The sequence below is a fragment of the Mycobacterium sp. genome (assembly GCF_035314665.1).
Classification (GTDB): Bacteria; Actinomycetota; Actinomycetes; order Mycobacteriales; family Mycobacteriaceae; genus Mycobacterium.
In genome coordinates, this window is record NZ_DATFZD010000098.1 from 1 (window position 1) to 10,266 (window position 10,266).

Here is a 10,266-nt window from a genome sequence, read left to right on the forward strand (position 1 = left end):
AAGCTTGGCGGCCAGCGGGCCGAGCGCCGAGATCGCGCCGGCTGGCGCCGGTATCCCGACGAAGAACTCCCGCGCGAAGGCCGGCTGGCTGCTGTCGTCGAGCAACGCGTTAAACCTGGCCAACCGCAACACGATTGACACCGCGTACAGCAACACCACGACCCAGCCCGCCGACGACGAGTTCAACATTGACACATAGACGACTACCGCGGGGGCCACCCCGAAGTTCACCGCATCGGCGAGCGAATCGATCTCCTCGCCCATCCGCGACTCGGCGTCCAAGATGCGGGCCACCCGGCCGTCGAGTCCGTCGAGGATGGCGGCGGCGGCGATCAGCGCCATCGCCACGTGCGGCCGGCCCTCCAGCGCGAACCGGATCGAGGTCAGCCCGGCGCAGATGGCCAGCACGCTCATCGAGCTGGGCAGGATGCGCAGGTTGACCACTCGCCTGCCGCGAGGCCTAGTAATCAGCGCCGCTCCTCCTCATCGCTTCGCTCTGCATCGTCGCCGGCGCGGTAATCACGGCAGCTCGGCCAGCACCGTTTCGCCGCCGACGGCACGTTGTCCGACGCTGACCATCACCTGCGCTCGGGCGGGCAGGTAGGTGTCGAGGCGCGACCCGAACCGGATCAGGCCGTAGGTGTCGCCGATCGAGAGCTTGTCGCCGGCGTGGACGTCGCAGACGATGCGCCGCGCCAGCAGGCCGGCGATCTGCACCGCCACGACGTCCGTCCCGTCGGCGGTGCGTAGCTGCATGCTGACGCGCTCGTTGTCGTCACTGGCCGCGGCCAGGTCGGCCGAGCCGAAGCGGCCTGGCCGGTGCTGCACGGCTATCACTTCGCCGCTGACCGGGGCGCGCTGCACGTGGGCGTCCAGCAGCGACAGGAAGATGCTGACCCGCGGCAGCTCCGCGGTGCCCAGGCCGAGCTCGGCGGGTGGGGCCGCGGTATCGATGACGCAGATCAGGCCGTCGGCGGGTGCGACGATGACCCCGGGCCGATTGGGCGGTACTCGCGGCGGATGCCGAAAGAACCCGGCGCACGCGGCGGCGGTCAGCAGGCCGACATGGCGCAGCCACCGGTAGCGGCGTCCGGCCAACGCGACTCCCAGCCCGGCGGAGATGAATGGCAGCCCGGCCGGGTGCACCGGCGGAACGGTTGTACGCAGCAACGACAGCAGGCGCTGCGGGCCGAACGTCAGGTTCTCGTCGGCGGAGCGGGGACGTCGTGCCACGCGGTCATCTTACGGAGCCGTTGCTGCTGTCAGACCGGATATGTGACACCGGTCAGCTCTTCGGACACCTTCCACAGCCGGCGCTGTAACTCCTCGTCGTGCGACTGCGCGCTGGACGACACCAACTTCGGGTGGCCGCGCTGCTCGCCCAGACCGTCGGGTCCGTAGTACTGCCCGCCTTCGGCGTGCGGGTCCGTGGCGGCCCGCAGCGTGGGCAGCGCACCCATCGCCGCGTTCTGAAACAGCAACGGGCCGAGCACCGCGACGGCCGGTTTGAAGATGGCGGGCAGGTTGCGCGTCAGCTCGGTGCTCGAGCTGCCCGGATGGGCGGCCAAGGCGGCGGTGGTGGGCTGCTCGCGGGCGGCCAGTCGACGTTGCAATTCGTAGGTAAACAGCAGGTTGGCCAGTTTGGATTGCCCGTACGCGGCGACCCGGTCGTAGTTGTGTTCCCACTGCAGATCGTCGAAGTGGATGGCGGCGCGGATTCGGTGTCCCATGCTGCTGACGGTCACCACCCGCGAGCCGCGCACCGGCAGCAGGTTGCCCAACAGCAACCCGGTCAGCGCGAAGTGGCCGAGATGGTTGGTGCCGAACTGCATTTCGAACCCGTCGGCGGTGAGCTGCTTGGGTGTCCACATCACGCCGGCGTTGTTGATCAGCAGATCGATGCGCGGGTAGGCCTTGCGTAACGCCGTGGCGGCAGCGCGTATCGAGTCCAGCGAACCGAGGTCGAGCTCCTGCAGGGTGACATCGGCCTTTGGGTGGGCGGCGACGATGCGCGCCAGCGCGAGGTTGCCCTTCTCCAGGTTGCGAACCGCCAACACGACGTGCGCGCCGCACTCGGCGAGCACCTCGGCGGTGTGGTAGCCGAGACCGGTGTTGGCTCCCGTGACGACGGCGACGCGGCCGCGTTGGTCCGGCACGTCGGCCGTACTCCATTTGCCGTTGGAACTCATCGATGAAAACGATACCGACTCAAGATCGGTGCCGCCGTGTCGGTTCGATCCACCGCGGGGTCGGTGGCATTCTCGATGACGTGGAGAACCGCGAGCCGGGTTCGCCGGTGGTGGGCATGGTCGATCCGGCATACCCGCCCAGCCGGCGCGCGCCGCTGCGCTGGGCGATCGGCGGCGTGATCCCGTGGCTGGTGCTGGCGGCCGGCCAGGTGGTGTGGATTGGCTTCGATCGGCGACTGCCGTGGCTGCACATCGTGGTCGCCGTCGTCACCGTGCTCGGAGCGGCGATGTCGCTGTCCGTGGTGCCGTTGTGGCGGTATCGAGTACACCGGTGGGAGATCAGCCCGCAGGCGGTGTACACCCGCACCGGTTGGCTGGTCCAGGAACGGCGCATCGCGCCGATCTCGCGGGTGCAGACCGTCGACACCCACCGCGGCCCGCTGGACAGGTTGTTCGGTCTGGCCAACGTCACCGTCACCACCGCCTCGTCGGCGGGGGCGGTGCATATCGCAGCGCTCGACGTCGCGGTCGCCGACCATCTTGTCGCGCAATTGACCGACATCGCGGCGATCGGCGCCGAGGACGCCACGTGACCGCTGCTGCGGACCGGCCCGAAATCGCCTGGCAACGGCTAAGTCCCAGGATGCTACTGGTTCATCCGGTGCACGAACTGATACGCGAACTGCCTCTGCTGATCGGGGGACTGGTGCTGGGTTCGACCACCGGCAACCAGTCCTGGACGGTGGCGGTGCTTGCATGGACCACCGTGGTGGGCATGGCGCGCTGGTTCACCACCAGCTACCGCATCGAGGCCGGCCCCGAATCCGGTCAAGCACAACTACGCGCCGGCTTGGTGCAGCGCAAGGTATTGTCGGTGCCGCGCAACCGAATTCGATCCGTGCAAACCGATGCGCGACTGCTGCACCGGCTGTTGGGGCTGGCCGTCTTGCGAGTGAGCACCGGTCAAGAAGCCAGGGCCGAGCACGGTTTCGTGCTCGACGCGGTCAGGGTGGACGAGGTGCCGCGACTGCGGGCCATCTTGCTGGCCGAATCGCCACAGCCGGTTGAAGCGATGACGACTGAGCCCGCGGCGACCAGCACGGAGTTGGCACGCTGGCAGCCTTCGTGGTTGCGATACTCCCCGTTGAGCCTTTCCGGACTGTTCACGATGGCAGCTGCCGTCGGCCTGATTTATCAGACCGGAGCCGTTGGGCCGCTTCAGCATTCGCGGCTGGCCGCGTCGGTGCTGGAGCAAGCCCAACGGCTGGGTATCGGGGTAACTGTCGCGGTGATCGCGGCGGTGGTGCTGATCGCATCGGTGCTGCTGGCCGTGCTGCGCTCGCTACTCACCTACGGCAACCTGGTGCTGTGGCGCCGGGAAGACGTCCTGCATCTGCGGCATGGGACGTTGCGGCTGCGCGAGCAAACGTATGACATGAGAAGGCTGCGCGGCGGAACGCTGCGGCAACCGCTGCTGGTGCGCGTTTTCGGCGGCGCCGCACTTGATGCCGTGATGACCGGTGTACGCGGTGTGGGGGAGTCGTCGGTGCTGCTGCCGCCGTGTCCGCGTTCCACCGCTGAATCGGTGTTGACCGGGCTGGTCGGTGACCCGAATGTCGTTACCGGGCCGCTGCGCGGGCACGGCCGTCGGGCGGCGACCCGGCGGTGGACGCGCGGGTTGACGCTTCCGGTACTGATCGGCGCGGCGCTGGCGGTGGTTGCGCTGACGCGGACATCCGTTGTGCCGCTTTGGTTGTGGACGGCCTGGGTGGCGGTCACGGCGTGGTGCGCGTTGCTGGCCGCCGACCGGATTGGCGCCCTCGGGCACCGGGTCGACAGCCACTGGCTGGTGATGCGCGCCGGCAGCTGGGAGCGACGCCGCGACTGCCTGGCCACGGCCGGCATCATCGGCTGGACCGTGCGACAGTCGCCGTTTCAGCGCCGGGCCGGGGTGGCCACCCTAGTGGCGGCCACCGCGGCGGGCACCAAGCGCTACCCGCTGATCGACGTGCCGGAAGAGCAGGCGTGGGCGGTGGCCGCGCAGGCATCGCCGTGGGTTGTAGAAAGCATCTGGGCCATCCGCTAGGCGGTCAATCCACGCACCGCTTCGATCCGTGCCCTGAGCTGGTCGGAGCTGGCCGCGGCCACCGGCGGGCCGCCACAGATGCGGCGCAGCTCGTTGTGAATCCACCCGTGCGGCTTGCCCGTTCGATGGTGTGCCACCGTCACCAGAGCGTTAAGTTCGCGGCGCAGGTCACGCAGCTGGCCGTGCCTGGTCACCGGTTCGGGAATCGCGGCGCCGCCGCGGCTGCGACGGTCAAGCTGCTCAACCTGGCGGCGCAGCAACAGCTCTCGCATCTGGGCAGCGTCCAACAGACCGGGAAGGCCCAGGTAGTCGGCCTCTTCGTCGCTGCCGGTGGGGGTGGCGGTGCCAAACGACGAGCCGTCGAAAATCACCTGGTCCAGCTCTGCGTCGGCGCCCAACGACATGAATCCGTTGTCGGCCTCGGATGGCTCGGTCTGGCGGCGCCGCGCAGCCTCCAGCTCGTCCGTCTCCCGGTGCGGCTCGCCCAGCACGTGATTGCGTTGTGCCTCAAGCTCGCTGGCCAGTTGCAGCAGTGAAGGTACCGACGGGAGGAAGATGCTCGCCGTCTCGCCTGGCCGGCGGGACCGCACGAGGCGGCCGATTGCCTGAGCGAAGTACAGCGGGGTGGACGCGCTGGTGGCATATACCCCCACGGCCAGCCGCGGCACATCGACACCCTCGGACACCATTCGCACCGCCACCAGCCAACGGCTGGTGCCGGCGGAGAACTTCGCCATGCGGTCCGACGAGCCGGGGTCGTCGGAAACCACGACGGTTGGTGCCTCGCCGGTAATCCGTTCCAGCAGAAGGGCGTACGCGCGGGCGGCCTTCTGGTCGGACGCGATGATCATGCCGCCGGCGTCGGGTACTCCGCCGTCGCGCAATTGCCGGAGCCGGGTGTCCGCGGCGGAGATGACCGCGGGCATCCACACGCCGGCCGGATCCAGCGCGGTGCGCCACGCGCGAGTGGTGTGCTCGATGCTGGCCGGTTCGCCGAGCCGCGCGGAATACTCCTCGCCGGCGCTGTCCCGCCAGCGGGTCTCACCGGAGTAAGCCAGGAACACCACCGGCCGCACCACGCCGTCGGCCAGCGCGTCGGCATAGCCATAACTGTGGTCGGCCGCCGAGCGCCGTATGCCGTTGCCGTCGGGCTCGTAGCGGACGAAGGGGATTGCGGCGTCGTCGCTGCGAAATGGCGTGCCGGTCAACGCAAGTCGTCGAGTGGCGTCACCGAAAGCTTCGACGATGCTGTCGCCCCAGCTCTTGGCGTCCCCGCCGTGGTGGATCTCTTCGAAGATCACCAGGGTGCGGCGGTTCTCGGTGCGCACCCGGTGCCGGGTGGGATGGCTGGCGACCTGGGCGTAGGTGACGACGATGCCGTGGTACTCCGCCGAGGTGTGTGCGGCGGAGTTGCGGAACTTGGGATCCAGCGCGATGCCGTCGGCGGCCGCCGCCAGCGCCCACTGCGTCTTGAGGTGTTCGGTGGGCACCACGACGGTGATCGTGTCGACGCTGCGATCGGCCAGCAGCTCGGCGGCGATCCGCAGAGCAAACGCCGTCTTGCCCGCACCTGGGGTAGCGACCAGCAAGAAATCACGCGGCTTGGCGGTTAAGTACCGCACCAAGGCTCGCCGTTGCCAGCCCCGCAAAGCCCGGGTGCTGGGCGCTTCACCTGCCCGCACCCGAAGACTCCTATCTGATCGAGATGCAGTCTAGGGCAAGCACATCCGGGCACTCATCTTCCCAGGACAGCGGCGCGTCGACGGCAGGCCTATTGTTCAGATCGTGATTACCGGACTTGCGCACAGCGGGGTTTGCGTGCCCGACTGCGAAGCAGCGGTGGCGTTCTACCGAGACGTCTTGGGCCTGCGTGTGCTGTCGCCGCCCTACGTGATGGCCGGCGACGCGATCCGCGACGACATGGGCCAGTTGGTGTCGGATCCCACCATGAAAGCGGCCATCGTCGGGTTCGACGACGACGGCGATCGGGTCCTCGAGGTGATCGAATACCTCGGCGTCGCCGGTGGCGATCAGCGCACCGCCGCGGCCCTCACCGACCACGGCTTGTCGCACGTGGGGCTCATCTGTGAGGACCTCGACGCGACCCGGGCCGACCTCGAGGCCAAGGGGGTGCGCTTTCTGGTCGATGGCATTGCCGACGTGGCGCGGGTCCGGACGACATGGTTCGTCGATCCGTGGGGTGTGGTATTCATCCTCGTCGAGAAGAGCAAGCCGGAGCGTCCCTACTTTGCGCAGTGGGGCTGACGCGGCTGTCTAGACGAAGAAGTTGTCGTGGCGGATGAACCACTCCCGGCGTTCGTCGTCGGTCATGTCGGCCAGCGCGCTGAAGCCCTCGAAGTAGGCCTCGCGCGGCGCGCCCGGAGCGAACAGCATTAGGACCGACGCGGGTTCGTCCGCCTCGTTGCGGAAACCATGGATGCCGCCGGGCGGGACGTAGAGGAAGTCGTGCGGGTGACCGTCGATCCAGTCGTTGCCGTCGTAAAGCTTCATGGTTCCCGACAGCACGAAGAACGCCTCGGACATGGCGCGGTGGAAATGCGGACCGGGCCCGCCTCCGGCCGGAGCGATGTCGACGCGATACAGGCCATAGTCGCCGCCGGTGGCCTGTTGATTGGCCAGGTAGTGGTATTTGACGCCGAAGGTCTCGTAGTCCGGCTCTTCGTCGGCACGCCTCAACCAAGCGCTGACTTCCGGCTCGTCCCTGGTATAGCGGGAAGGCGGGTAGGGCGGCACCACGAGTGACATCAGTGCTCCGTTGGGTCGTAGCATCGTTGCTGTGCAGAAGCCGATCGCCGACGAAAACGCGCGCGCGGAACGGCTTCTCGATGCCCAGGATAAGGCGGAGCAGCTCTTCGACGAGATCGAGCGACGCGAAATGATCCGTGCCGGCATCGGTGAGCAGGACTTGTCGGACGAGATACACAAACTGGCCGGAGAGCTGTTCGGCGTGACGCGGCACTGGCATCGCCGGATCGTGCGAGCCGGTGAGAACACGCTCCAGCCGTTCCGCGAGCACCCACCGGGCCGGGTCATCGCCGAGGACGACATCGTGTTCCTCGACTTCGGTCCGATCTTCGAGGAGTGGGAGGCCGACTTCGGACGCGCCTACGTGCTCGGCGACGATCCGCACAAGATCGCCATCCGTGATGCGCTACCGCGGGTGTGGCAGGCCGGACGCGACTACTTCGAACGTCACCCCGACATTACCGGTGCCGAATTGTTCGACTACGTCGTCGAAGTCGGTCGCGACGAAGGTTTCGAGTGGGGCGGCCACATCGCCGGTCACCTGGTCGGCGAGTTCCCGCACAAGAAGATCGCCGGCACTGGCACCGAGTGGTACATCATGCCCGGATCGACCAAGCCGATGCGGCGCAAGGACCCGAGCGGCCGCCGGTGTCATTGGATCCTCGAAATCCATCTGATCGACCCTGCGCGCCGCATTGGCGGGTTCTACGAGCAGTTGCTCGATCTGCCTTGAGCCGGATCAGTCGACGGGATACGTCACCCCGGTGAGTTCCTCGGACACCGCCCACAGCCGGCGCTGCCGATCGACGTCGTGCGACTTGCGGCTGGATGCCACCACCTTGGGGTAGCCGCGGGTCTGCGCGAAGCCGGCGGGGCCGTAGTACTGCCCGCCGAGCACGGCCGGGTCGCTGGCAGCGCGCAGCGTCGGCAGGGCGCCCATGGTCGCGTCTTGGAATAGCGGTGCGATCGCAGGGTAGACGGCCGCGGCCCATCCAGGCAGGTGGCGCATCAGCTCCGTGTTCGAGCCGCCGGGGTGGGCGGCCACGGCGATCGTCGTTCCATGCGGAGCGAGCCGTCGTTGCAGCTCATAGGTGAACAACAGGTTGGCCAGCTTGGCTTGCCCGTAGGCCGAGACCCGGTTGTAGCTGTGCTCCCACTGCAGATCGTCGAAGTGGATGTCCGCGCGGATGCGGTGGCCGATGCTGCTGACCGTCACGACCCGGGAACCGGCGACTGGCAGCAGCTTGTCGAGTAATAGGCCGGTGAAAGCGAAGTGGCCAAGGTGGTTGGTGCCGAACTGGAGCTCGAACCCGTCCTTGGTGTTCGACTTCGGTGGGTACATCACGCCGGCGTTGTTGATCAGCAGGTCGATGCGGTCGTAATCGGACCGCAGTTGCCGCGCCGCGGCGCGGACGGACTCCAGCGAGGTCAGGTCGAGTTCCTGCAGGGCAACCTCGCCGCGTGGGCCAGTCGCGGTGATGCGGGCGGCGGCGTCTTTGCCCTTGTCGAGGTTGCGCACGGCCAGCACAACATGGGCGCCGTGCTCGGCAAGTGCGTGCGCGGTCTCGTAGCCGAGGCCGGTGTTGGCCCCGGTGATGACGGCGACCCGACCGGTCTGGTCGGGAATGTCCGCGGTTGTCCACTTGGTCATCACAAAGCTCCTAAGCTGTAAGGTAAACGGGGCGGGCGCTCCGGTTGAGAGATTACTATACGGAACGCGCGCCCCGTTTTGCAATATGGGTTGAAGGCGAGGTGATGCCGACATGGCTCAACCCGCACGGCCGTTGCGTGCCGACGCGGTGCGTAACCGTGCCCGCGTGCTGGAAGTCGCCTACGAAACCTTTGCGGCCGAGGGCTTGTCGGTCCCGATCGACGAGATCGCCCGCCGGGCCGGAGTCGGGGCCGGCACCGTCTACCGTCACTTTCCGACCAAGGAAGCGCTATTTCAGGCGGTCATCGAAGACCGGATGCAGCACCTCGTCGACGACGGATACGCGCTGCTGGAATCGGCGGGGCCCGGCGAAGCACTCTTCAGCTTTTTGCGCTCGATGGTGTTGCAGTGGGGTGCGACGGACCGCGGAATGGCCGACGCGCTGGCCGGATTGGGCATCGACATCGCGACCGCCGCGCCCGACGCCGAGGACGCGTTCCTGGCCCTGCTCGACGAACTGCTACGCGCCGCGCAGAAAGCGGGTACCGCGCGCCAAGACGTCGGTGTGCGCGAGGCGAAGTCGATCCTGGTCGGATGCCAGGCGATGGAGGCCTACAACTCGGAGTTGGCCGAGCGGGTGACCGACGTCGTCATCGACGGTCTACGCGCTGGGCGATAGCCGCTGACCTGAACTGATTGCCCGCCTCCTCAGCCCACCGCTACGCGGTGCGCATCGTCGCCGGGCGCGTACTGATTGCCCGCCTCCTCAGCCCACCGCTACGCGGTGCGCATCGTCGCCGGGCGTCCTTGCACTCGGAATGGGCGAGTGCTAAAAATGACGTTGGCACTCGCGACCGGTGAGTGCTAGGCCGGGACGGTGAGGCAGGGGCCGCGTCAGCGGAAGACACCCACAGCCGTCCGTCGCGGGCACTGCACCCGGCCACAGACGTGTCATCCCCAATCGGAGGAATCACTTCGCAATGGCCAAGCAAATTGCGTACGACGAAGAGGCCCGTCGCGGCCTCGAGCGGGGCCTGAACGCCCTCGCCGACGCGGTACGGGTGACGTTGGGTCCCAAGGGCCGCAACGTCGTCCTGGAGAAGAAGTGGGGTGCCCCCACGATCACCAACGATGGTGTGTCCATCGCCAAGGAGATCGAGCTCGAGGACCCCTACGAGAAGATCGGCGCCGAGCTGGTCAAAGAGGTCGCCAAGAAGACCGACGACGTGGCCGGTGACGGCACCACCACCGCCACCGTGCTGGCCTGGGCCATGGTCCGCGAGGGCCTCAAGAACGTGGCCGCCGGAGCCAACCCCATGTCGCTCAAGCGCGGCATCGAGAAGGCCGTCGAGAAGATCACCGAGACCCTGCTGAAGTCGGCCAAGGACGTCGAGACCAAGGAGCAGATCGCGGCCACCGCGGGCATCTCCGCCGGCGACCAGTCGATCGGCGACCTGATCGCCGAGGCGATGGACAAGGTCGGCAACGAGGGCGTCATCACCGTCGAGGAGTCCAACACCTTCGGCCTGCAGCTCGAGCTCACCGAGGGCATGCGGTTCGACAAGGGCTACATC

12 protein-coding genes are annotated in these 10,266 nt (G+C 67.6%); 6 read left to right on the forward strand and 6 right to left on the reverse strand.

The genetic code is table 11. The features are described 5' to 3' along the window. From VKI00_RS07325 to VKI00_RS07335, 3 genes are all read right to left on the reverse strand, one after another. Window positions 1–471, reverse strand: a 471-nt coding sequence (locus VKI00_RS07325; RefSeq protein ID WP_324436338.1) for a phosphatidylcholine/phosphatidylserine synthase, incomplete at its 3' end; no start/stop codon positions are given. 48 nt (window positions 472–519) lie between these two features. After that, entirely contained in the window at window positions 520–1,233 is a 714-nt protein-coding gene (locus VKI00_RS07330; RefSeq protein ID WP_324436329.1) for a phosphatidylserine decarboxylase, read from the reverse strand. A 29-nt stretch (window positions 1,234–1,262) separates the two neighbouring features. Further along, the gene (locus VKI00_RS07335) at window positions 1,263–2,189 is read right to left on the reverse strand and encodes an SDR family NAD(P)-dependent oxidoreductase (RefSeq protein ID WP_324436330.1); all 927 of its coding nucleotides are present in this window, start codon (window positions 2,187–2,189) and stop codon (window positions 1,263–1,265) included. A gap of 116 nt (window positions 2,190–2,305) precedes the next feature. Between VKI00_RS07335 and VKI00_RS07340 the strand changes: the two genes are divergently transcribed. Then, on the forward strand, window positions 2,306–2,782 hold the full coding sequence (locus VKI00_RS07340) for a PH domain-containing protein (protein ID WP_324436339.1): 477 nt from the start codon (window positions 2,306–2,308) through the stop codon (window positions 2,780–2,782). Further along, entirely contained in the window at window positions 2,779–4,275 is a 1,497-nt protein-coding gene (locus VKI00_RS07345; RefSeq protein WP_414687140.1) for a PH domain-containing protein, read from the forward strand. The genes VKI00_RS07340 and VKI00_RS07345 overlap by 4 nt, the downstream gene beginning before the upstream one ends. Here VKI00_RS07345 and VKI00_RS07350 read toward each other — a convergent pair. After that, entirely contained in the window at window positions 4,272–5,957 is a 1,686-nt protein-coding gene (locus VKI00_RS07350) for a DEAD/DEAH box helicase (protein ID WP_324436331.1), read from the reverse strand. The two genes, VKI00_RS07345 and VKI00_RS07350, sit on opposite strands and share 4 nt — an antisense overlap. Before the next feature lie 103 nt (window positions 5,958–6,060). Here VKI00_RS07350 and VKI00_RS07355 point away from each other — a divergent pair, with 103 nt between their 5' ends. Then, window positions 6,061–6,540 (forward strand): VOC family protein, encoded by a 480-nt coding sequence (locus tag VKI00_RS07355; protein ID WP_324436332.1) that lies wholly within the window; start codon window positions 6,061–6,063, stop codon window positions 6,538–6,540. Between the two features lie 9 nt (window positions 6,541–6,549). Here VKI00_RS07355 and VKI00_RS07360 read toward each other — a convergent pair whose 3' ends face one another. Continuing rightward, complete coding sequence (locus VKI00_RS07360; RefSeq protein WP_324436333.1) at window positions 6,550–7,041, reverse strand: cupin domain-containing protein; 492 nt, start codon at window positions 7,039–7,041, stop codon at window positions 6,550–6,552. 31 nt (window positions 7,042–7,072) lie between these two features. On the opposite strand from VKI00_RS07360, the gene VKI00_RS07365 reads away from it, so the two are divergent. Continuing rightward, window positions 7,073–7,774: a M24 family metallopeptidase gene (locus tag VKI00_RS07365; RefSeq protein ID WP_324436334.1), complete on the forward strand. Its 702-nt coding sequence runs from the start codon at window positions 7,073–7,075 to the stop codon at window positions 7,772–7,774. 6 nt (window positions 7,775–7,780) lie between these two features. Here the strand turns inward: VKI00_RS07365 and VKI00_RS07370 are convergent, their stop codons facing one another. Next, window positions 7,781–8,692 carry an SDR family NAD(P)-dependent oxidoreductase gene (locus VKI00_RS07370; RefSeq protein ID WP_324436335.1) on the reverse strand — a complete coding sequence of 304 codons (912 nt, stop codon included), beginning with the start codon at window positions 8,690–8,692 and terminating at the stop codon, window positions 7,781–7,783. Window positions 8,693–8,804: 112 nt separating this feature from the next. Here VKI00_RS07370 and VKI00_RS07375 point away from each other — a divergent pair, with 112 nt between their 5' ends. Continuing rightward, window positions 8,805–9,371, forward strand: coding sequence for a helix-turn-helix domain-containing protein (locus VKI00_RS07375; protein WP_324436336.1), 567 nt, complete (start codon window positions 8,805–8,807; stop codon window positions 9,369–9,371). 301 nt (window positions 9,372–9,672) lie between these two features. Next, on the forward strand, window positions 9,673–10,266 hold a 594-nt coding region (locus VKI00_RS07380; protein ID WP_324436337.1), incomplete at its 3' end, for a TCP-1/cpn60 chaperonin family protein.

Coding starts and splice junctions, on each gene's coding strand:
- VKI00_RS07335 (WP_324436330.1), bottom strand. CDS start 2,189: ATGAGTTCCAACGGCAAATGGAGTACGGCCGACGTGCCGGACCAACGC.
- VKI00_RS07375 (WP_324436336.1), top strand. CDS start 8,805: ATGGCTCAACCCGCACGGCCGTTGCGTGCCGACGCGGTGCGTAACCGT.
- VKI00_RS07340 (WP_324436339.1), top strand. CDS start 2,306: ATGGTCGATCCGGCATACCCGCCCAGCCGGCGCGCGCCGCTGCGCTGG.
- VKI00_RS07360 (WP_324436333.1), bottom strand. CDS start 7,041: ATGTCACTCGTGGTGCCGCCCTACCCGCCTTCCCGCTATACCAGGGAC.
- VKI00_RS07370 (WP_324436335.1), bottom strand. CDS start 8,692: ATGACCAAGTGGACAACCGCGGACATTCCCGACCAGACCGGTCGGGTC.